The sequence below is a fragment of the Prauserella oleivorans genome (assembly GCF_042685745.1).
GTDB classification, from domain to species: Bacteria; Actinomycetota; Actinomycetes; order Mycobacteriales; family Pseudonocardiaceae; genus Prauserella_A; species Prauserella_A oleivorans.
Genome location: NZ_JBHUNT010000001.1, coordinates 5638669 through 5659350, shown reverse-complemented (window position 1 = coordinate 5659350; position 20682 = coordinate 5638669). Strand labels below are relative to the sequence as shown.

Sequence of the window (20682 nt, the reverse complement as noted above, 5' to 3'; positions counted from 1 at the left end):
GTGCGGCCAAGACCACAGGCCGCCGACGTGAACGACGCCTAACATTGGGTGCGAATAGTAGGACGTCCAAGGAAAGGTGGCGCAGGTGAGCGAGGGCCCAGGCCTCTACCAGCTGGCGGAGGAGCACGAGGAACTGCGCGCGGCGGTGCGGGCGCTCGCCGAGAAGGAGATCGCGCCCTACGCCGCCGAGGTGGACGAGCAGGAGCGTTACCCGCGCGAGGCGCTCGACGCGCTGGTCAAGGCCGGGTTCCACGCGGTGCACATCCCGGAGGCCTACGGCGGCCAGGGTGCCGACGCGGTCGCGGCCTGCATCGTGATCGAGGAGGTGGCGCGCGTCGACGCGTCGGCCTCGCTGATCCCGGCCGTCAACAAGCTGGGCACCCAGCCGATGCTGCTGGCGGCGTCGGAGGAGCTGAAGAAGCAGGTCATGCCGGAGATCGCGGCAGGCGCCTCGGCCTCGTACGGACTCTCGGAGCGGGAGGCGGGCTCGGACACCGCGTCGATGCGCACACGCGCCCAGCGGGACGGGGACACGTGGGTGCTCAACGGCACCAAGTGCTGGATCACCAACGCCGGCGAGTCCACCTGGTACACGGTGATGGCCGTGACCGACCCGGACGCTCCGAAGAAGTCCCAGGGCATCTCGGCCTTCGCCGTGCACAAGGACGACCCCGGCTTCTCGGTCGGTCCGAAGGAGAAGAAGCTGGGCATCAAGGGCTCGCCCACGCGGGAGATCTACTTCGAGAACTGCACCATCCCCGCCGACCGGATCATCGGCGAGCCGGGCACCGGCCTGAAGACCGCGCTCAAGACGCTCGAGCACACCCGGCCGACCATCGGGGCGCAGGCGCTGGGCATCGCGCAGGGCGCGCTGGACGCATCGATCGCCTACGTCAAGGAGCGCAAGCAGTTCGGCCAGTCCATCGCGGACTTCCAGGGTGTGCAGTTCATGCTCGCCGACATGGGCATGAAGATCGAGACCGCCCGGCACATGGTGTACGCCTCGGCGGCGGCCAGCGAACGCGGTGACGCGCGCGCCTCGTTCATGGCCTCGGCCGCGAAGACCTACGCCTCGGACATCGCCATGGAGGTCACCACCGACGCCGTGCAGCTCTTCGGTGGCGCCGGCTACACGCGGGACTTCCCGGTCGAGCGGATGATGCGCGACGCCAAGATCACCCAGATCTACGAAGGCACCAACCAGATCCAGCGCATGGTCATGGCAAGGCAGCTGCTCAAGGGCTAAGTCGCGCTCCGGACGCTGATCGCCTCCTGCTGTCGGGCCTTCGGCGGGGCCGTCGACGCCACGGGAACAACGGCGTCGACGGTCTCGGCGGCGCAGTCGGCCTTCGGCGGCACTCCTCACCGATGCGCCGCACGTCGGTACGGTTCGACCTGCTTGGTCTTCAGGAAGTCGACCAAGGCCGAGTTGAACTGGTCGGGCTGCTCCAGGAAGGGGCAATGCGCTGCGTCGCCGATCACCGTCAGCTGTGAACCGGAGATCTTCTCGTGGAGATACGGCGCGTTGCCGGCCGGTACCGAGGTGTCCTGTTCGCCGGTGACGACCAGCGTCGGCACGTCGACCTGGTCGAGCATGTCGCGGAAGTCGCCGTTGAGGAAGTCCCAGGAAGCGCGTGACATACCCGCTGGGTGGCACTTCAGCATGTCGCGAATCGCCGCTTCGAGGAATTCGTCTCCGGGATGCCGAGCGAAGAACTGCGGGGCCAGGCCGCGCACGGCGGCGTCGAAGTCATGCCGGATGAGGTCGACCCACGCCGTGGCTTCGGTGAGTTCGAGGAATCCGTGGTCCCACTCGGGACTTTTGAGCAGCTTCGGTCCGGCGCCGATGAGCGTGAGGGACTCTAGTCGTTGCGTGCCGAACAGTTCGATGTAGTGCAGGGCCGTGGAACCGCCACCGGACCATGCCACCAGGTTCACCCGCGGCTCGTCGATGTGCTCGATGACCTCGGCAAGGTCGGCAGCCATGCGGCCTACTCGCTGACCTCGTTCGGTCTTCTCCGATTCGCCCTGGCCCCTCGGGTCGTAACAGATCACCCGAAACTGCGACGTGAGGCGGGCGGCGAACTGTTCCCGGAACCACCACGCCGATACGCCCCAGCCGGGGAGAATCAGTAGCGGCGGACCTTCGCCCGCTTCCTCGACATGGAGCCCGACGCCGTCGCTCGTCGTCAACATCGTCATCGATGTCCCCTTCCTGCGGGCGAGATCGTGCAGCGCCGAGTGTCACGGCGGGCCAAAACTATGTCAAGGATTCGCAGGAATGCCTGCCGCGATGGGGTGAGCTGCCCGGCTCCGGCGGCCCGCGATGGCGTCCCCGCCGGCTTGGCCGGCACGGGAAATCGGTGCCGGTGAGGTGCGTCGTTCTGCCACGATCACGCGCATGACCACCCAGGATTGCCTCATCGCACCGGCGCCGGTCGCCGATGCCGAGTCGGCGGAGCTGCTGCGCCGGTACTTCGCGGATCTGTCCCTGCGCTACTACCGGCGGCCCGCCACGGAGGCCGAGCTCGACGCCGCCATGAGCGAGGATCCGAGCGACGACCTCGTGCCGCCTCACGGCGTGTTCCTCATGGCGCGGATCGGCGGAGTGGTCGCCGGCTGCGCGGGCGTCCGGCGGCGGACCGGCTTCGGCGAGCTCACCCGCATGTTCGTGCTGCCGGAGTTCCGGGGCCGCGGTGTGGCGGGCCGGCTTCTCGTCACAGCGGAGGACCACGCCCGCGCGATGGGGTTGCCGCTCATGCGCCTCAACACCCGGCTCGATCTTCTCGAGGCCCGCGCGCTGTACGCCAGACATGGCTACCGCGAGATTCCCTCGTACGGTGATGCTCCCTACGCCGAGTGCTGGTTCGAGCGAGAGCTTTCCTGAGCATTAACCGATCCGGTGAGTTCCTTTCCCGCGGCTTTACGTGGCGCCGGTATGATCCGGTAACTAGTTGAAAGTTCATCTATAGGAGGCTCGCCCATGTTCGCTCGCATCCAGGACCTCACGGCGTTGATCGGCCGGATCGCCGTCGGCGTGGTCTTCCTCGCGCACGGTCTCGACAAGTGGAACCAGGGCGTGGGTGCGACGGCGGACATGCTCAGCGGTGTCGGCGTGCCGCTGCCGACACTCGCCGCGATCTTCCTGATCGCGGTCGAGGTGATCGGCTCGATCCTGTTCATCGTGGGCGTCGCGCTGCCGCTCGTGGGTATCGGCTATGCGATTGCCGGGCTCGGTGCGGTGTTCTTCGTCCACCTCGATGCCGGGCTCACCGGTGAGGGCGGCTACGAGCTCGTCCTGGTGCTCGCGCTGGCCGGGCTGGCGCTGGGCTTCAACGGCGGCAGGTTCTCCCTCGACCACCTGCTCTTCGGACGCAAGCGTGCCGCCGTGAACGCCGCCGAGCCGGAGCTGCAGCACAGCTGAGCGTCACGTGAGCTCGACGGTGGTGCGTTCGGCGCTGCGGTGGGCGGGCAGCTTCTCCGCGCTCGCCTGCGTCACCTGCACCACGTGCGCGCCCGCGGAAAGGGGCGCCAGCACGGCGTCGAGCACACCGTCCGGCAGGGTCCACTCGCGAGTCGACAGGACGCGGTCGTCCCGCCCGATCCCGAGCGCCGTCGCCCGTTCGCGGGCGGCGGCGAGGACCTCGTCGACGCTGCTGCCGAGTAGTGCGGGCGTGTCTGCCTCGATCGGGAACAGCGGCGAGAACGTGTCCCCCGCGAGGCGTGCCTCGGTGAGGTAGTCGAGCGCGCCGTCCGGGACGTTGCCGCCGAGCCCGCGGCCGAGCGGATCGAGCGCCACCACCGCGGTGGCCCCGCCCAGGCCTGCGGTGGCGTCCGGGCCGACGAACGTCACGCGCGCCTGCGCCGCGTCCGCGACGACGTGCCCACCGCACCACCACGTCCCGAGCAGCACCCCGGCCGTCTGCCAGTGGGCGGGCAACGTCACGGCGACCGGGTCGCCGGGCTCGACGTCGAACTCCTCGACCAGCCAGTTCGCGGTCTTGGCGGCCCAGTTCGCGAGGGTGGCGACCGACAACTCGACCCGGCTGCCCAGCGCATCGTCGTAGTGCGTGAGAAGAGGGCGGGCGGACGAGGACAGCAACGGACGCAGCAGGTGGTCGGTGAGGCTCACGCCGACACTCTATGGCCCTCGCATCTGCCGCTCGCGTCGCCGTGTCTGCCGCTCGCGTCGCCGTGTCTGCCGCTCGCGTCGCCGTGTCTGCCGCTCGCCTCGCCGAGCTTGCCGTCCGGGCTCAGTTCACGCAGGGCACGCCGGCCACGCGGGCCGCGAGTGCCGAGCCGCCGCCAGCGGGCTGCACGCCAGGCGGCACCGACGCTCCGCGCCGCGCGCCGTCCGGCTGTGCCTCGCCCGGTGGCGTCCGATCGCCGTGGGCGAGCGACCGGACGAAGCTGCGCACGTCGCCGAGATCCACGGTGATGATGCTCTGGCCGTCGTGGCTGCGGGCGCCGACCTGCTCCACCGGGATGGTCACGAACTCGATGTTCCCGCCGGCGAGTTCCTTGGCCTTGTCGGCGAAGCCGAGTACGTCGAGGTTCGGATCGAGCACCAGCGAGCGACGCACCGTGTCGGTGAGGCCCGCGAGCTTCGCCGGATCGGTGAGCGTTCCCGTGGAGAGCGCCTTCCGCAGCGCCGAGGTGAGGAACACCTGCTGGCGGACGATCCGGTCGAGGTCGCCACGTGGCAGGTTCTTGCGCTGCCGCACGAACGACAGCGCCTCGCCGCCCGACACCACCTGGGGTCCGGCCGCGAAGTCGGCGCCCGAGTCCTTGTCCGACGTCGGCGCGTTCAGGCACACCTCGACGCCGCCGAGGGCCTCGGTGAGCAGGTAGAACCCGAGCAGGCTGATCTCGGCGTAGTGGTCGATGTGCACCTGCGTGAAGTCCTGCACGGTCTTGACCAGCGCGCGCCGTCCGGCCTGATTGGAGTCGCGCTCGAGCTGCGCGCGGTCGGTCATGCCCTCGCGACGAAGCCGTTCGCTCGCGGCTTCCTTGGCGGTGCCGTAGGCCGAGTTGATCTTGTCCTTGCCGCCGTGCGGGACGTCGACCCACGTGTCGCGCGGGATGGAGATCCCGGTGGGCGCACTGCCGTCCTTGGGGATGCGCAGGATGATCAGCGTGTCGGTCTTGATCCCGGCCTTGCTCTCGGTGCGCAGCTGCTTGAGCACGGCGAGCGGGAGTGGGTTGCCCTGCATGTCGGTGCGCGAGTCGGCGCCGACGAGGAGGATGTCGGTCGCGCCGTCGTCCTGCGGCGGGGCAGGCGCTTCGTCGCCGCTGGGATCCTCCTCGAGCGCGTCGGTGGTTTCGACCGAGCTCTGCAGGTCGTCGAGCATCGTGTAGGCGTAGCCGGTCGCGGTCAGGGCCACGACCGACAGCAGCGCGACCGCCGTCCGCACGATGCCCCGGCCGACCGAGCGCAGCCGACGCCGCGGTTCCGGCGCGGGCACAGCTTCCGGCGCCGGGCGGGAGCGCGGATACGGAGTGGGACGCGGCCGCGGACGTTCCGGGTCACCGTCCGCCGGGGGCGACCCGCCCGCCGAGTCCGACCCGGCGCCGGCGTCGGCCGGTTCGTCCGCTCCGCCCCCATCCGGCGCTGTCGCGGACGGCTCCGAGGCCGGTTCCCCGGCGCCCCGCTGCTCGTGCTCGTCCACGCTGGCTCCTCCCCACCCCGCGCGCTCCCCGAGACTGCACAGCTTAGTTGACGCAGGGGACGTCACCCGCGGTAATGGCCGGTTCCGACGGCTTCTCGGCGGGCGGTTCGGTGGTGGCGGGGGCGGCGAGGAACTGCGGGCCGTCACCGGCGTAACCGGCGGGTCGCGGACCGCCCGTTTCCTCGCGGGTGAACCCGGGTCCGAGGTACATCCTGAGCTGCCCGCTCGGCAGGTCCGGGTCCTCCTCGCCGGTCACCTCGACGCCCAGTGCCTCGGCGACCAGCTCGACGGCGCCCTCCTCGCCGGGCGCGTGCTGCACGACCGTGCCGGCAAGATCGTCCACTGTGGCCGCGCTCTCGCCCAGGAAACCTGCTGCCCGCAACGATTCCCGCACCGCGAAGCCCAGATCCCGGTCGCCGGTTCCGTTGTAGATGTCGACCGTGTACGTCTCGGCGCCCTCGACGGCCTGTGCCGCCGGCTCCGGGTCCTCCTCCTGGCTGCCGTCGGAGACGACGGTGTCGACGAACTCCCGCACCTCGTCGACGTCGACCTCGAGCACCGAGGCCCCGCCGATCCACGCATTGCCCACCACCGGAATGGTGCGGAACTCGACGTTGCCGCCCGTGAGGTTGCGCATCTGCGCGGCGAACTGCAGCAAATCCCAGTCCTTCGACAGCACCACCGACTTCTGCACGGCGCTCACGACGTCGGAGATCTTGCCGGGGTCGAGCAGGACGTCGGAGGAGAGCATCTTGCGCACCAGCCCGGAGAGGAACGCCTGCTGGCGGGCGATGCGATCGAGGTCGCCGTTCTCGAGGCCGTAGCGCTGGCGCACGAACGCGAGCGCCTGCACACCCTGCAGCGTCTGCCGTCCCGCGGGCAGGTCGACCCCGGAGTAGCGTTCCCGCACGGGATTGTTGAGGCACACCTCGACGCCGCCGAGCGCCTGGGTCACCTCGTAGAAGGTGGCCAGGTTCACCTCGGCGTAGCGGTCGACGAGGCCGGGCTTGCCGATGAGCTCCTCGATGGTGGCGATGAGGTTCTTGCGGCCGGCCACCTTGGCTTCCTCGTCGATCTCGTCGAGGTCCGTGCCGCCCTCGCGTTGCAGGGTCTGGAAGGTGTCGTTGTAGGCGTAGACGAAGGCGCTGTTGAGCTTGTGCTCCCCGTAGCCGCCCGCCAGTTCCACCCACGCGTCGCGCGGGAACGAGATCGCCACCGCCCGCGTGCCGTCCTGGGGGATGTGCACCAGGATCATGGTGTCGGTCTGCCGGTCGCCCTTCTCGTCGCCGGCGTGCAGTTTGTCGAGGACTTCCCGGGGCAGCGGGTTGCCCTGCGCGTCGGTGCGGCTGTCCTGGCCGACCAGGAGGATGTCGACGGCGCCGTCGAGCGGTTCGGCCTCGACATCGGCGCCGTCGAAGAGGTCGGTGGTGGTGACGCCGGAGTTGACGTCGCCGATGAACTGCCAGCCGTACCAGGTGAGCGCCAGCACCATCACGGAGAGGAGCGAGATGACGACTTTGCCGCTCCGCAGCGCGAACACGCCCACGCGTCGCCGGCGGCGCTTCGTGGACGTCTCGACCGGTCCCCGTGGCCAGTCGGTCACGTGCGCTCCTCCCAGTCGGTCCCGCGTTTCACATTACTGATCTACTTGTGTAGCGGTCGTTCGGTCGCGCAATGTTGCCTGGATGTTGCGTTTTCCGTGCTCGAACGGCCGTGACAGACTGCGCGCAGAGGGCACAGGAGGAGACAGATGAGGGTGCTGGTCACGGGTGGCGCCGGGTTCATCGGCTCGCACTACGTGCGGCAGGCGCTGACCGGTGCGTACCCGGCGCTGCGGGATGCCGAGATCGTGGTGCTCGACAAACTGACCTATGCCGGCAGCGAGACCAACCTGGAGCCGGTCGCGGACAGTGCCCGTCTGCGTTTCGTGCGTGGCGACATCTGTGACGCGGGCGTGGTGACCGAGGTCATGCGGGGTGTGGACCTCGTCGTGCATTTCGCCGCCGAGTCGCATGTGGACCGCTCGATCCTCGGTTCCGCCGATTTCGTGCTCACCAACGTGCTCGGCACGCAGACGCTGCTGCAGGCGGCTCTGGACGCCGAGGTGGGCAAGTTCGTGCACGTCTCCACCGACGAGGTCTACGGCTCGATCGACGAGGGATCCTGGCCGGAGGACCATGTCCTCGAACCGAACTCGCCGTACTCGGCGTCGAAGGCGTCCTCGGATCTGCTCGCCCGCTCGTTCCACCGCACGTACGGGCTTCCCGTATGCGTCACCCGGTGCTCGAACAACTACGGGCCGTACCAGTTCCCGGAGAAGGTCATCCCGCTGTTCGTCACCAACTTGCTCGACGGCATCCCCGTGCCGCTGTACGGCGACGGGCTCAACGTCCGGGACTGGCTGCATGTGGACGACCACTGCTACGGCATCCAGCTGGTCGCCGAGGGCGGACGACCGGGGGAGATCTACAACATCGGCGGTGGCACGGAACTCACCAACCGGGAGCTCACCGAGCGGCTGCTCGCCGCGGTCGGCGCGGGCTGGGAGATGGTGCGGCCGGTGGAGGACCGCAAGGGGCACGACCGGCGCTATTCCGTCGACATCACCAAGATCAGCACCGAACTGGGTTATCGTCCCCGCATCGATTTCGAGACCGGGCTCGCGGACACCGTGCGCTGGTACGCCGAGAACCGGGCGTGGTGGGAGCCGCTCAAGAGCCGCGCTGCGGTGACGGGAGGGTGATGACGAATGGCACGCCTCGCTGTACTGGTCCCGGGTGGCACCGGCCAGCTCGGTAGCGACCTCGCCGCAGGTGGCGAACGGTCCGGCGACGAGGTGCTGGTGCGTGCCGCGTCGTCGGCGGAGCTGGACGTCACGCAGCCGGGCGCGGTCATCGAGGCCGTCACGGAGCTCACGGAGACGGCGCGTGCGGACGGCCGGTTCCCCGTGGTCGTCAACGCGGCCGCGTACACGGCGGTGGACGCCGCCGAGGACAACGAGGACCGTGCGTTCGCTGTCAACGCCGACGGGCCGAGGGTGCTCGCGGCGGTGTGTTCGTCGCGGCGCGTGCCGCTCGTGCACGTGTCGACGGATTACGTCTTTGCAGGCGACGCCGACACGCCCTACGAGCCGGATGCTCCGCTCGCGCCGCGGAGTGCGTACGGGCGCACGAAAGCCGCGGGTGAGGATGCCGTGCTCGGGTCCGGCGCGAGGGCGTGGATCGTGCGTACGGCGTGGGTGTACGGGGCCACGGGATCCAATTTCGTCAAGACCATGGCGCGCCTGGAACGCGAGCGCGAGCATCTGTCCGTTGTGGACGATCAGCGGGGTTCGCCGACGTGGTCGGCCGATCTGGCGGGCGGCTTGCTCGAACTGGCCGCGCGGATCGCCGAGGGGTCCGCTCCGCGGCAGCGGATCCTGCACTGCACCGGGGGCGGCGACACCACCTGGTACGGCTTCGCGCGGGCCATTTTCGAGGAGCTGGGTGCCGACCCGGACCGTGTGCGGCCATGTACCACCGAGGAGTTCCCCCGCCCGGCGCCGCGTCCGGCCTATTCGGTGTTGTCCGACGCGGCCTGGCGTGCCGCCGGGCTCACCCCGCTACGGCCGTGGCGGGAGGCGCTGTCGGCGTTCGTGGCCGAACGACGGGACGCGCTGGTGGTGTCCTGAGCGGTGTCGGCGTAGGTCACGTGGCCGGCTGGTCGGCGTTGCCCGGCCACCAACGGCGGACACGGCTACCGGAACGGCGGACACGGCGACGGGAACGGCGGACACGGCTACCGGAACGGCAGACACGGCGACGGGAACGGCAGACACGACGCGGCGGCCGCTCACCCCGCCGGCGCTCCGGCTCGTCAGCGGGACTCGACGGCGCGGCGGTAGGCGGCGACGGTGGCCTCGGCACATCGCAGCCACGTGAACCCCGCGGCGTGGGCGCGCCGGGTGGCCGCCGTCGACGCGGCGTTCGGCTCCTCCACGGCGGCGCGGAGCTCGGCAGTCAGCCCGTCCACGTCGCCGTAGGGCACCAGGTGGGCGAGCCCGCCCGACACCTCGCGCAGGGCCGGGACATCGGTGCAGACCACGGGCACGTCACACGCCATGGCCTCCAGCACCGGCAGGCCGAATCCCTCGTCGCGGGACGGCAGCACGAGCGCCGACGCCCCGGCCACCACGCGCTGCAGGTCCAGGTCGGAGAGGTAGCCGACGTGCTGCGTGCGGTCGGTCGCCGGGAACGCCCCGGGGCCGGCGAACACCAGCGGCGGCAGCTCGGGGTCGGCGGCGTGGGCCTTGAGCAGCCAGTTGAGCCCCTTGCGCGGACCGGCGGCGCCGGCGAAGAGCAGGTAGCGGGTCGGCAGTCCCAGTCGTTCCCGCGTCTGCGGGCTCGGCGGGCGCCCGGTGAACCAGCCCGCGTCGACGCCGAGCGGCGTCACCTCGATCTTGCCGCGGTCGACGTCCAGCCGCTCGGCCACCGCGTCGGCGACCGCGGCCGTGGGGGGTGCAGATGACGTCGGCCCGCGCGGCGCCCCGGCGGACCAGTTCGGGCAGCTCGGCGTCGCTGGGCGGCAGTTCGCCGGGCGCGTCGAGGAAGGCGAGGTCGTGGACAGTCAGCACACCCGCGGCGCGGAACGTGCCCGGGAGCACGAAGTTCGTCCCGTGTACGACGTCGCACGAGCCGGCGAACAGTCCGACCGGCGGGAACGACGAACGCAGCCACATCTTCCGCAGAGCCCGGGCGGCCACCGGCATGCCCCGCGCCCGGACACCGTGCGGGAGCACCGTGCGGAGCTTGCGCCAGCCCCGCAGCGTGAACGCCACGGCGCGGGTGTCCACACCGGACAGCGAAGCGAGCTCTTCGGACAGGGAAGCCGTGTAGCGGCCGATGCCGGTGCGGTCGCCGAGCAGAGGTGTCCCGTCGAGCAGCACCCGCAACGGCTTCTCAGCCACGGCGCAGTCCCCGGCGGGCGAGCTTGCGCAGCCGGCCACCCGCGCGCCGCGCGAGCTCGACCGGACCGCCGTCGGCGAGGTACTCCTTGACCAGCGCCAGGTCCCGTCGGACGAGCTGGGCACCGCGCAGTGGCTCCGACGGAGTGAGGTCACCGGCACCCGGCAGCCGGTCGGCGGCTGGACGCGGATCGCGGCAGAACCGCACGAGCGGCTCCAGCACGCTCGGCCACGTGTATCGCTGCGCCACCACAGCGATCCGTTCGCGGCAGGCCGTCGCGAACTCGGTGTCGTAGAGGGAGCGTTCGAGGGCCTCGGCCAGTGCCTCGTCGTCCTCGGCGGGCACCACGACACCGAGGCCTTCCTCGCGCACGAGGTCGGCGAACGCGTCACCGTCGGTGGTGACGATCGGCAGGCCCGCCCACAGGTAGTCGAGCACCCGGGTGCGGAAGGCGAACGTGGTCTCGATGTGCTCGAAGTGCGTGGTGACGCCGCAGTCGGCGTCGAGCAGCCAGTTCTGCCGCTCGCCGTAGGGCACCCACTGCTCGTTGAAGAAGACGTGCTTGCCGGTGAGCCCGAGCGCGTCGGCGAGCCGGATCGTGCGCGTCCCGATGTCCATCTCGGCGACCTCGGGGTTCGGGTGCTTCATGCCGAGGAAGACGAGCCGCACGTCGTGGTGGCGCATGCTGAGCCGCTCGATCGCGCGCACGAGTGTCAGCGGGTCGAACCAGCTGTAGACGCCGCCTGCCCACAGCACGACGCGGTCGTGCTCGCCGACGCCGTCCAGTGCGGCGCGCAGCCCCGGTCCGGTGCGTTCGGGCGGACGCGCGGGCAGCCCGAACGGCACCACCGACAGCAGTGAGCGCGTGGTCGGGTCGGCGTCGTAGAGCCGGGGCGTGAGCCTGCCGTTGGCGGCGAGGTGGCCGAGCCACAGGTGCCGCTGGCGCTCGGAGGCGCACAGGAAGAAGTCACCCCGCTGCAGCTGCGCGTCGAGGACCCGGGTGACGCCGTCGAGGTCGGCCGCGCGCCGGTCGTCGGGAGCGTCCTTGCCCTGCTCCAGCAGTTCCAGGTGCATCGGGTCGTACAGGTCGCACACGACGATCTTGTGCGCGTGCTCCGCCTTCAGCGCCGGCGCCATCTCCAGGACGTGCCCCTGCAGGATGACGATGTCGGCCCACTCGACGGGCTCGGTGAGGTCGCGCCGGCGCGCGGCGCTCACGGGGAACGGCGCGGGCGGTGGGTCGGCGAGCGGGTTGACGGTGACGAGCCGGACGTCGTGTTCGCCCGAGAGGACCTCGGCGATGTTCCACGCCCGGATCGCGGGGCCCGCCATGCGCTCGGTGATCGCGTCCCCGGTGAGCACCAGGACCTTGCGCCGCCTGCCGAACGCCTGCTCGATGCCGAACGCCTCGACGAGGATGTCGTGCGCGGCCAGGTAGCGGGGGAGCGGATACGCCGGTTCGAGCGCGTTGCGGAGCAGGGGGAGCAGGTCGGCGTCGGTGCGGACCCGCGCGGCCTGCTCGGCGGCCCGCGCCTCGGCGAGGGCGGGCAGGAGCTCGACGAACTGGTCGATCGCGAGCACCCCGGCCAGCGCACCCCGCGGGACGGGTACCGGCGCCGTCTCGGCGGGCCCGGCGTCGCGCCCCAGGTCCAGCTGCGTGGCGTCCAGTTCCCCGCGCGCGGTGGCCCTGCGCACGGCGAGTGCCAGCGCGGCGGGCAGCGCCGTGGCCAGGGTCTCGTCGGAGAGGTTCTTGTAGAGCGCGCACAACGCGTTGCGTTCCAGCAGAAACGTCTCGCGGCCGCTGTCCGGCGTGTCCACTGTGGACATCGTGCCGTGGTGGCGGTGGTAGGCGACCGACTCGGGCACATAGCGCACCCGCCAGCCACGCAGGTTCAGCCGCCAGCCGAGGTCGACGTCCTCGTAGAACATGAAGAAGCGCTCGTCGAAGCCGCCCAGCTCGGCGAACACCGATGCGCGGACGAACATCGCCGATCCGGTGGCGAACAGGACGTCCTTGGCGGTCTCGTGCTCGGCGGCCGGAACGTCGGCGAGCGGGCTGCCTGCGTGCCGCTTGTATCCCATGCCGAACCAGGTGAGGCCGGCGTCGACGAAATCGGTGCCCGTGCGCTCCCAGTCGAGCACCTTGCTGGCGACGGCGGCCACGGTCGGCTCGGCCCGCAGCACCGACACGGCGGCCTCGGCCCAGCCCGCACCGGGCCGGGCGTCGTTGTTGAGGAAGGCGAGGACGGTGCCGGTGGCCTCGCGGGCGCCGAGGTTGCAGCCGCCCGCGAACCCGAGGTTGCGCCCGGACTCGACCACCCGCACGCCGGGGACGGCGGCGCGGATGCGGGCCGCGTCGTCACCGGGCGAGGCGTTGTCGACACAGATGATCTCCAGGCGGGGGTAGTCGTGCTGGGCGAGGGCGCGCAGGCACGTGATCGTGTCGTCGGCGCCGCGGTAGTTCACCACGATGACCGAGACCAGCGGTCGTACCGGGTCCGGCGTTGCCAAGGTCACGCTCCCTCCCACCTTGGTCGGCTAGCTTATCCGGCGGCCCAGCGCCGCCAGAGGACGCCTCGGCGCACCACCGAACGCCGGCCGACGTCCCGGCGCGCGCGCAGGGCCGCGGGCAGCCGGACGGCGACGTCGGCCAGCACCCGGCAGCGGAGCGCGACGCGGAAGTTCGCCGCGTCCGGCACCTGCCGGCGCAGGATCGTCCGGAGCGGCAGTGCCGCCGTGATCGCCGCGAACCGGGCGAGCTCCCGCAGCGCGACGAGCGCCGGCGCACAACGCAGCAGCATGAGCAGCCGGTTACGCTCGTTCCACCGGTGGAACCGGGCCGACCCGGGGTGAGTGCTCGCACCGTGCTCGTGCCGCACGACAGCGTCGGGCGCGGTGACGATCTCCCAGCCTGCGAGGCGCAGCCGCCACGCCGTGTCGGTGTCCTCGTAGTAGCAGAAGAAGTCCGCCGGGACCCCGCCCACGGCTCGCAGTGCCGCCGTCCGCAGCAGTGCCGCGCCGCCGCAGAAGCCGAACGGCACGCCCTCGGTCAGGTCGCGCCCGTGCCCGTCCGGGGTGAGTCCCACGCCGACGGACTGCACACGGCCGCCGACGTAGGTCAGCCGCGACGCGACAGCGGCCACCCGCGGGCCCGCCGCGTCCTCCAGCGCGGCGAGCCAGCCGGGCTCCGGCACCGCGTCGTCGTTGAGCCACGCGACGAATTCGGTGTCCACACGCGACAGGGCGGCGGCAATCCCACCCGCGTAACCGCCGTTTCGAGGCAGGCGCAGCACCTCGGGACGGGAGGGATGCTCGGCGAGCAACCGGGCCGTGCCGTCGTCGGAGGCGTTGTCCACCACGATGGTCCGATGTGGACGAGTCTGCGCGGCGAGCCCGTCCAGGCAGGCGGTGACGTGCGCCGCGCCACGCCAGGTGACGACGACGACCGTGGTGGCGGGCACCCGGCGAGGATATCGGGTGCAGCGGGCGGAACGGCGCTGGGCAGAATGAAGCCGTGCCCGAACTGGTCGTGCTCGCCGAGCAGCTGCTGGCGCCGGTTCCCGGAGGCACCGGCCGCTACACCGCGGAGCTGTTGCGCGCGCTCGCGGCGAGCGTGCCGGAGGGCTGGACCGTCTCGAGCGTCGTGGCCCGGCACTCCGACGTCGAACCCGCTCGCGTGGCGGGCGTGCGCGGACCCCGCATGCTGCCGCTGCCGCGCCGTGCGCTGGTCGCGGCATGGCGGCTGGGCGTGCCGTGGTGGCCGGGCGGTGACGGCGTGCACGCTCCGACGCCCCTCGCCCCGCCCCGCGCGCCCCGCGGCCGCACGCTGACGGTGACCGTGCACGACACCGTGCCGTGGACGCATCCCGAGACGCTCACGCCGCACGGCGTGAGCTGGCACCGGTCGGCGGTCAGCAGAGCCGCACGGAACGCCGACGCCCTCGTGGTGCCCACGCACGCCGTCGCCGCCGAGCTCGCCCGACACTCGCCCGCGCGAGCGCCGGTGCACGTCGTCGGCCACGGCGTCACCGAGCTGGCGGGCGAGGAGCCCATGGACCTGCCCGAGCGGTACGTGCTCGCCGTCGGCACCGTCGAACCGCGCAAGGGTATCGACGTGCTGGTCGAGGCCATGACCGAGCTCACCGACGTCCCCGTGCCGTTGCTGCTCGCCGGGCAGCCCGGCTGGGGCGGTCTGGACCCTGAACGCCTCGCGGCCGACGCCGGGTTGCCGCCAGGGCGGGTGCGGGTGCTCGGCAGGCTCACCGATGCCCGGCTGGCCACGGTCCTGCGGCGGGCCACCGTGCTCGCGGTGCCCAGCCTCGCGGAGGGTTTCGGGTTGCCGGTGCTGGAAGGTATGGCCGCCGGCGTGCCCGTCGTGCACTCGGACGCGCCCGCGCTCGTCGAGGTCGCCGGTGGAGCCGGAATGGTGGTACCACGCCGGGACCCCGCCGCCCTCGCGGCCGCCCTGCGCACGGTGCTCACCGACGAGGCGCGGGTCCGTGAGCTGGCCGCCGCCGGACGCGCCCGGGCCGCGGAGTTCTCCTGGCTGCGTGCGGCCGAAGCCGTGTGGGCGCTGCACACACGGTGACTTTGTTGGATGTTGACCAACAACGGAGCGTGTGGTCGTAGGCTGCACGGGTGGCCGAACCGCGCGTGTTGATCGACGCCACCGCCGTGCCCGCCGACCGCGGCGGTGTCGGCAGGTACGTCGACTCGCTCGTCGCCGCTCTGGACGAGGCAGGCGCCCCGATCGCCGTGGTGTGCCAGCCGCGGGACGCCCGCCTGTACGCCACGCTCGCGCCCCATTCCCGCGTGGTCCCGACCGCGGAATCCACCACCACCCGCACGGCCCGGCTGGCCTGGGAGCAGACCACGCTGCCGAGACTCGTGCGCAGCCTCGGCGTGGACCTGGTCCACTCCCCGCATTACACGATGCCGCTCGCCAGCCGGGCGGCATCGGTCGTGACGCTGCACGATGCGACGTTCTTCACCGACCCCGTGCTGCACTCGTCGGTCAAGGCGCGGTTCTTCCGCGCGTGGACGGTGGCGGCGTTGCGCCGCGCCGACGTGTGCGTGGTGCCGAGCGCGGCCACCGCGGCGGAACTCGCGCGGGTGACGCGCGTGTCGGGCGCCGAGGTCGAGATCATCCAGCATGGTGTCGACGAGGAGCGGTTCCATCCGCCGTCGCCGGACGAGGTCCGCGCCGCCCGTGCCGCCATCGGCCTCGGCCAGATGCCCTACGTCGCCTTCCTCGGCGCTCTCGAACCGCGCAAGAACGTGCCCGCGCTCATCCGCGGGTTCGCCCACGCCGTGGAGGGCATGCCGGATCCGCCCGCGCTCGTGCTCGCCGGCCAGCCCGGTTGGGACCGCCAGGTGGAGAACGCGCTCGACTCCGTGCCGCACCGGCTGCGCGTGATCCGCGCCGGTTACCTGCCGTTCGACACGCTCGCCGGCTTCCTCGGCGGTGCCGAGCTGGTCGCCTACCCGAGCCTCGGCGAGGGGTTCGGGCTGCCCGTGCTGGAGGCGATGGCGTCGGGCGCGTGCGTGCTGACGACGAAGCGGCTCGCGCTGCCCGAGGTCGGCGGCGACGCGGTGGCCTACTGCGGTGTCGGCGCGGGCGACGTGGCCGTGGCCCTGGCCGAGCTGCTCGGCGACCCCGCACGGCGGGCGATGCTCGCCGAGGCCGCCCAGCGCAGGGCCAAGGAGTTCTCGTGGGCGGCGAGCGCCGAGCGGCACCGCGAGGCCTACGACCGCGCCTGGCACCGGCACCGCCGCGCCGCCGGCTGACGCCGCCACGCCCGGCCCGCCGAACGGCTACCGAGCGTGACGGGTGCACAATGGCCGCGTGACCGAGCCGAAGACCTACGGTGACGGCGTCGCCGTGGTGACCGTGACGTACTCGCCCGGCCAGACGCTGGAGCGCTTTCTCGACACGCTGGACAAGGCGACCGACCGCGACGTCCAGGTGGTGCTGGCCGACAACGGTTCGGTCGACGGCGCGCCCGAGAAGGCCGCCGAGCGCGAGAACGTGCGGCTCGTGCCGATGGGCGAGAACCTCGGCTACGGCACCGCCGCCAATCGCGGGGTGGCCGAACTCGGCGACGACATCGGCTGGGTCGTCATCGCCAACCCGGACCTCGAATGGGACCCGGGCTCGCTCGACACGCTGCTGGAGGCCACCGAGCGCTGGCCGCGCGGCGGCGCGTTCGGCCCGCTCATCCGCGAGCCGGACGGCTCGGTGTACCCGTCGGCGAGACTGCTGCCGTCGCCGGGGCGGGGCATCGGGCACGCCGTGTTCGGCAAGATCTGGCCCGCCAACCCGTGGACGCGCGCCTACCGGCAGGAGACCGCGGCACCGACCGAGCGCACGGCGGGCTGGCTGTCCGGCTCGTGTCAGCTCATCCGGCGTGAGGCGTTCGACTCCGTCGACGGTTTCGACCCGCGCTACTTCATGTACTTCGAGGACGTCGACCTCGGCGACCGGCTCGGCAAGGCGGGCTGGCTCAACGTCTACGTGCCCTCGGCGGCCGTGATGCACATCGGCGGGCAGGCGACGTCGAAGGTGTCGGCGAAGATGCTCGCCGCCCACCACGAGAGCGCCTACCGCTACCTCGCCGACCGGCATCAGGGTCTGCAGTGGAAGCCCTTCCTCGCCGTGGTGCGGCTCGGGCTGGCCGTGCGGCTGCGCCTCGAGACCAGGCGCGGCTGAGCTCCACCCGGACGCGCTCGCCCAGCTGGCTGGTGTCCCCTAGAGGCCCTCGAGCCGGCGGGCGAGTTCCGACTTGCCCGCGGTCGTGCGAGTGGTCGGGACCAATCCGTCGACCTCGGTGATCTCGGGCCCGGCGTCGGCCTCGGCCGGTTGCCGTTCCGGGGCGGCGGGCCGCGCCGGAACGGGCATGGGGGTCGTCGCGCCGTCCGGCATGCCCTCGCCCGTGGGCGTGGGAAGCGGCACCGTCGGCTGCGACTGAGCGAGATGGCTCGCGTCGTTGCTCGCGATCAGCGACGCGGGCAGCTTCGTCGTGGTGTCGGGATCCTGTTGCTTCTCCAGCTGCCGGACTACCGACCCCGGGATCTGCTGGGTGTCGGCGGCGTCCATCGGGGACGTCATGTTGTCCGGAGTGACCACGCCCGCTCGTGCTTGTGCGCGGGACAACACGGCGTCCGCCCGATCGCGGGGGTCCATGCCCTCGCCCTCCCCGTACTTCACCGAGGCCCTCTCTCGTCGGGGCCGCCGCATTCTGCGTCTAGGGTAGGCCCTCCGGTCAGATACCGTCAGCGTTTCCCCCCGGTTTGTCGCCGGGCGAGGGGAGGGAGAAAGGAAAGGTGCTCGCGATGGCGTCCGTGTCCGGAGTCGATGCCGTGGTGCTGGTCGGCGGCAAAGGCACCAGGTTGCGCCCGCTGACCCTCTCCGCTCCCAAGCCGATGCTCCCCACCGCCGGTGTGCCGTTCCTCTCGCACCTGCTCTCGCGGATCCGGGCGGCGGGGATCACGCACGTGGTGCTCGGCACGTCCTACCGCGCCGCGGTGTTCGAGGACCACTTCGGCGACGGCTCGCGGTTCGGGCTGGAGATCGACTACGTCGTGGAGGACGAGCCGCTCGACACCGGCGGCGCCATCCGCAACGTCTACGACTGCCTGCGCGCCGACGACGTCGTGATCTTCAACGGCGACATCCTCTCCGGCGCGGATCTCGGCGCGCTCGTCGAGACCCACCGCACGACGTCGGCGGACGTGACCCTGCACCTGCAGCGGGTCGACGACCCGAGCCGGTTCGGGTCCGTGCCCACGGACGAGGACGGGCGGGTGACGGCGTTTCTGGAAAAGACGAAGAATCCGCCGACCGACCAGATCAACGCGGGTTGCTACGTCTTCCGGCGTGAGGTGGTGAAGTCCATTCCGGCGGGCCGCCGGGTGTCGGTGGAACGGGAGACCTTCCCGGGCCTGCTCTCCGAAGGCGCGCGCGTGCAGGGGTTCGTGGACGACTCGTACTGGCTCGACGTCGGTACGCCCGAGGCCTTCGTGCGGGGATCAGCGGACCTGGTGCGGGGGCTCGCGCCGACCTCGGCGCTGCCGGGCCCGGTGGGCGAGTCGCTGCGGCTGGACGGTGCACGCGTGGCCGACGACGCCGAGGTGACGGGGGGGACGACGCTCGGCGCGGGGAGCGTGGTCGCCGCGGGCGCGCGGGTGGCCGGTTGCGTGCTCTTCGACGGCGCCCGGGTGGATGATGGTGCCGTGGTGGAACGGTCGGTGCTCGGTGCGGGCGCGCGAGTCGGCGCCGGTGCCGTGCTGCGTGGCGTGGTGCTCGGCGACGGCGCGTCCGTCGGTGCCGGGTGCGAGCTGCTCGACGGTGCCCGGGTGTGGCCGGGGGCCGCGTTGCCCGACGGGTCGATCCGGTTCTCCAGCGATGCCTGAGCTCTACCGCCGCTGGCAGCCCGGGTTCGTCGTCGACATCGGCGGCGTGCTCGCCCCGTTCCGGCGTGGCCGCGGTGACCCGTGCCTGCGCCAGGACGAGCTGGGCCGCGTGTGGCTCACCGGCAACACGGCGCTCGGTCCGGCGACGCTGGTGCTGGTGCACCGCACCGACGGTGCCGTGGAGGCGAAGGCGTGGGGCGACGGAGCCGAGGTCCTGCTCGACGGTCTGCCCGCGTTGCTCGGCGCGGACGACGACGACTCGGGCTTCGTCGCGCATCACGACGCGGTGGCGCGGGCCCGGCGCAGCCTGCCGCTGCTGCGCCTGGGCGCGACCGGCCGCGTGTGGGACGTGCTGGTGCCTGCTGTGCTGGAACAGAAGGTCACCGGCTACGAGGCGCGGCGCTCGTGGCGGGAGCTGTGCCGCCGCTTCGGCGAGCCCGCGCCGGGTCCCGCTCCCGCCGGGATGCGCGTACCGCCGACGCCTGCCGCGATTCTGTCTATTGTGGATTGGAACTGGCACAAGGCAGGCGTGGACCTGTCCCGGCGCCGCGCGTTGCGGGCGGCGGCGACCGTCGCGGACCGGCTGGAACGGGCGGCCGAGCTGCGTGGTGCCGAGGGACGCCGGTTGCTGCGCACGGTTCCCGGCATCGGCGTCTGGACGGCCGCGGAGGTCGCACAGCGCGCCTGGGGCGATCCGGACGCGGTCAGCTTCGGCGACTTCCACATCCCGGCCGTCGTCGGGCACGCGCTCGTGGGCCACGAACTCGACGACGCCGGACTGCAGGAGGTGCTGGCGCCCTACGCGCCGCATCGCCAGCGGGCCGTGCGCTACCTCGAGGCCGCCGGCTTCTCCCGGCCCCGGTTCGGGCCGCGGCACCCGGTTCGCGACTACCGCGCCATCTGACGGTAGGCGTCCACCAGCTGCTGCTCGGCCGTCGTGAGGTAGGCGTCGAGACTGCGCGCGGCGGCGTCGACATCGCCCTTGCCGAGCAGGTCGGCGATGCCGCGGTTGAGCTCGATGTAGGGCTCGTGGAACTCCCGTGGCCGCGACATCACGTGGAAGCCCAGGCGCAGCTCGGCGACCACCTGGCGCATGATCTCGTCCACCCGCGGGCTGCCGGCGAGCGCGGTGATCGACTGATGGAACCGCATGTTCGCGGTGCCGACGTCGAGCCAGCGTTGTTCGGCGGCGGCCTCCTCGGCCTGGGCGACGGCCGCCGCGATGGGCTCGATCCGCTCGACGGGCGCGCCGGCGGCGAACCGGATGGCGCCGGTCTCCAGGAGCCGCCGCGTGCGGTAGAGGTCGACGATGTCGTCGGCGTCGAGCAGCCGGACGAACACCCCGCGGTGGAACTCGTGCACCAGCAGGCGTTCGTGGACCAGCAGCCGGAACGCCTCGCGCAGCGTGTTGCGGGACACCGCGAGGGCCCTGCCGGCACTGAGCTCCGAGAGCTGGGTACCCGGGGGAAGTGCGCCCTCGGTGATGCGCTGACGGAGGACGTCGGCGACGCGTTCGGCGGTGCTCGTCCGGTCGAGCAGCGCGCGGTCGCCCGCGAGCAGGTCGACCCACGGATCCGTGGCGGTCATCGCCCTCCGTTTCTGGCGCACTGCGGGTAGGCGCAGTGTAACAAGAACGTTCCACCAGGGTATTGCCGGAT

At 71.9% G+C, this 20682-nt stretch carries 18 protein-coding genes and 1 pseudogene; 10 read left to right on the top strand and 9 right to left on the bottom strand.

Features of this window, described 5'->3' with window-relative positions:
- Nucleotides 1-76 precede the first annotated feature (76 nt).
- Nucleotides 77-1246, top strand: coding sequence for an acyl-CoA dehydrogenase family protein (locus ACFSZT_RS27795; RefSeq protein WP_377393083.1), 1170 nt, complete (start codon nt 77-79; stop codon nt 1244-1246).
- A 116-nt stretch (nt 1247-1362) separates the two neighbouring features.
- Here the strand turns inward: ACFSZT_RS27795 and ACFSZT_RS27790 are convergent, their stop codons facing one another.
- A complete protein-coding gene (locus tag ACFSZT_RS27790; protein WP_377393086.1) occupies nt 1363-2202 on the bottom strand; it encodes an alpha/beta fold hydrolase in 840 nt (279 codons plus the stop codon).
- A 199-nt stretch (nt 2203-2401) separates the two neighbouring features.
- Here ACFSZT_RS27790 and ACFSZT_RS27785 point away from each other — a divergent pair, with 199 nt between their 5' ends.
- Together ACFSZT_RS27785 and ACFSZT_RS27780 are read left to right on the top strand one after the other, a co-directional pair.
- Nucleotides 2402-2887, top strand: a complete 486-nt coding sequence (locus tag ACFSZT_RS27785) for a GNAT family N-acetyltransferase (protein ID WP_377393088.1) — start codon at nt 2402-2404, stop codon at nt 2885-2887.
- 96 nt (nt 2888-2983) lie between these two features.
- Nucleotides 2984-3424: a DoxX family protein gene (locus tag ACFSZT_RS27780; protein ID WP_377393091.1), complete on the top strand. Its 441-nt coding sequence runs from the start codon at nt 2984-2986 to the stop codon at nt 3422-3424.
- 3 nt (nt 3425-3427) lie between these two features.
- Here the strand turns inward: ACFSZT_RS27780 and ACFSZT_RS27775 are convergent, their stop codons facing one another.
- From ACFSZT_RS27775 to ACFSZT_RS27765, 3 genes are all read right to left on the bottom strand, one after another.
- Complete coding sequence (locus tag ACFSZT_RS27775; RefSeq protein ID WP_377393093.1) at nt 3428-4132, bottom strand: TIGR03089 family protein; 705 nt, start codon at nt 4130-4132, stop codon at nt 3428-3430.
- Between the two features lie 121 nt (nt 4133-4253).
- Nucleotides 4254-5669 (bottom strand): LCP family protein, encoded by a 1416-nt coding sequence (locus ACFSZT_RS27770; protein ID WP_377393096.1) that lies wholly within the window; start codon nt 5667-5669, stop codon nt 4254-4256.
- Nucleotides 5670-5712: 43 nt separating this feature from the next.
- Nucleotides 5713-7272: an LCP family protein gene (locus tag ACFSZT_RS27765; RefSeq protein WP_377393099.1), complete on the bottom strand. Its 1560-nt coding sequence runs from the start codon at nt 7270-7272 to the stop codon at nt 5713-5715.
- A gap of 147 nt (nt 7273-7419) precedes the next feature.
- On the opposite strand from ACFSZT_RS27765, the gene rfbB reads away from it, so the two are divergent.
- Nucleotides 7420-8412, top strand: a complete 993-nt coding sequence (rfbB, locus tag ACFSZT_RS27760) for a dTDP-glucose 4,6-dehydratase (protein WP_377393102.1) — start codon at nt 7420-7422, stop codon at nt 8410-8412.
- A 6-nt stretch (nt 8413-8418) separates the two neighbouring features.
- Nucleotides 8419-9339, top strand: coding sequence for a dTDP-4-dehydrorhamnose reductase (gene rfbD, locus ACFSZT_RS27755; protein WP_377393105.1), 921 nt, complete (start codon nt 8419-8421; stop codon nt 9337-9339).
- Between the two features lie 185 nt (nt 9340-9524).
- Here the strand turns inward: rfbD and ACFSZT_RS27750 are convergent.
- The 3 genes and pseudogenes from ACFSZT_RS27750 to ACFSZT_RS27740 form a co-directional block, all read right to left on the bottom strand.
- Nucleotides 9525-10614 (bottom strand): annotated as a pseudogene (locus ACFSZT_RS27750) (glycosyltransferase family 4 protein).
- Nucleotides 10607-13123, bottom strand: a complete 2517-nt coding sequence (locus tag ACFSZT_RS27745) for a glycosyltransferase (protein WP_377393544.1) — start codon at nt 13121-13123, stop codon at nt 10607-10609. The pseudogene ACFSZT_RS27750 and the gene ACFSZT_RS27745 overlap by 8 nt, the downstream one beginning before the upstream one ends.
- 32 nt (nt 13124-13155) lie before the next feature.
- Nucleotides 13156-14073 (bottom strand): glycosyltransferase family 2 protein, encoded by a 918-nt coding sequence (locus ACFSZT_RS27740; RefSeq protein WP_377393111.1) that lies wholly within the window; start codon nt 14071-14073, stop codon nt 13156-13158.
- Nucleotides 14074-14126: 53 nt separating this feature from the next.
- On the opposite strand from ACFSZT_RS27740, the gene ACFSZT_RS27735 reads away from it, so the two are divergent.
- Genes ACFSZT_RS27735 through ACFSZT_RS27725 form a run of 3 tightly spaced genes read left to right on the top strand, consistent with a single transcriptional unit; the run spans nt 14127 to nt 17321 of the window.
- Nucleotides 14127-15200 (top strand): glycosyltransferase family 4 protein, encoded by a 1074-nt coding sequence (locus ACFSZT_RS27735; RefSeq protein WP_377393114.1) that lies wholly within the window; start codon nt 14127-14129, stop codon nt 15198-15200.
- A gap of 50 nt (nt 15201-15250) precedes the next feature.
- Nucleotides 15251-16399, top strand: coding sequence for a glycosyltransferase family 4 protein (locus tag ACFSZT_RS27730; protein WP_377393117.1), 1149 nt, complete (start codon nt 15251-15253; stop codon nt 16397-16399).
- Nucleotides 16400-16457: 58 nt separating this feature from the next.
- The gene (locus ACFSZT_RS27725) at nt 16458-17321 is read left to right on the top strand and encodes a glycosyltransferase family 2 protein (protein WP_377393120.1); all 864 of its coding nucleotides are present in this window, start codon (nt 16458-16460) and stop codon (nt 17319-17321) included.
- 39 nt (nt 17322-17360) lie between these two features.
- Here the strand turns inward: ACFSZT_RS27725 and ACFSZT_RS27720 are convergent, their stop codons facing one another.
- The gene (locus ACFSZT_RS27720) at nt 17361-17795 is read right to left on the bottom strand and encodes a hypothetical protein (protein ID WP_377393547.1); all 435 of its coding nucleotides are present in this window, start codon (nt 17793-17795) and stop codon (nt 17361-17363) included.
- A gap of 149 nt (nt 17796-17944) precedes the next feature.
- Here ACFSZT_RS27720 and ACFSZT_RS27715 point away from each other — a divergent pair, with 149 nt between their 5' ends.
- Nucleotides 17945-19024 carry a sugar phosphate nucleotidyltransferase gene (locus ACFSZT_RS27715; protein WP_377393123.1) on the top strand — a complete coding sequence of 360 codons (1080 nt, stop codon included), beginning with the start codon at nt 17945-17947 and terminating at the stop codon, nt 19022-19024.
- A complete protein-coding gene (locus tag ACFSZT_RS27710; RefSeq protein ID WP_377393126.1) occupies nt 19017-19928 on the top strand; it encodes a DNA-3-methyladenine glycosylase family protein in 912 nt (303 codons plus the stop codon). Before ACFSZT_RS27715 ends, ACFSZT_RS27710 begins: the two co-directional genes overlap by 8 nt.
- Here ACFSZT_RS27710 and ACFSZT_RS27705 read toward each other — a convergent pair.
- Nucleotides 19913-20611: a GntR family transcriptional regulator gene (locus tag ACFSZT_RS27705; RefSeq protein WP_377393129.1), complete on the bottom strand. Its 699-nt coding sequence runs from the start codon at nt 20609-20611 to the stop codon at nt 19913-19915. The genes ACFSZT_RS27710 and ACFSZT_RS27705 overlap by 16 nt on opposite strands.
- Between the last annotated feature and the right edge of the window lie 71 nt (nt 20612-20682).

Coding starts and splice junctions, on each gene's coding strand:
- ACFSZT_RS27715 (WP_377393123.1), top strand. CDS start 17,945: ATGGCGTCCGTGTCCGGAGTCGATGCCGTGGTGCTGGTCGGCGGCAAA.
- ACFSZT_RS27785 (WP_377393088.1), top strand. CDS start 2,402: ATGACCACCCAGGATTGCCTCATCGCACCGGCGCCGGTCGCCGATGCC.
- ACFSZT_RS27705 (WP_377393129.1), bottom strand. CDS start 20,611: ATGACCGCCACGGATCCGTGGGTCGACCTGCTCGCGGGCGACCGCGCG.
- ACFSZT_RS27720 (WP_377393547.1), bottom strand. CDS start 17,795: ATGGACCCCCGCGATCGGGCGGACGCCGTGTTGTCCCGCGCACAAGCA.
- ACFSZT_RS27780 (WP_377393091.1), top strand. CDS start 2,984: ATGTTCGCTCGCATCCAGGACCTCACGGCGTTGATCGGCCGGATCGCC.
- rfbB (WP_377393102.1), top strand. CDS start 7,420: ATGAGGGTGCTGGTCACGGGTGGCGCCGGGTTCATCGGCTCGCACTAC.
- ACFSZT_RS27710 (WP_377393126.1), top strand. CDS start 19,017: ATGCCTGAGCTCTACCGCCGCTGGCAGCCCGGGTTCGTCGTCGACATC.
- rfbD (WP_377393105.1), top strand. CDS start 8,419: ATGGCACGCCTCGCTGTACTGGTCCCGGGTGGCACCGGCCAGCTCGGT.
- ACFSZT_RS27790 (WP_377393086.1), bottom strand. CDS start 2,202: ATGACGATGTTGACGACGAGCGACGGCGTCGGGCTCCATGTCGAGGAA.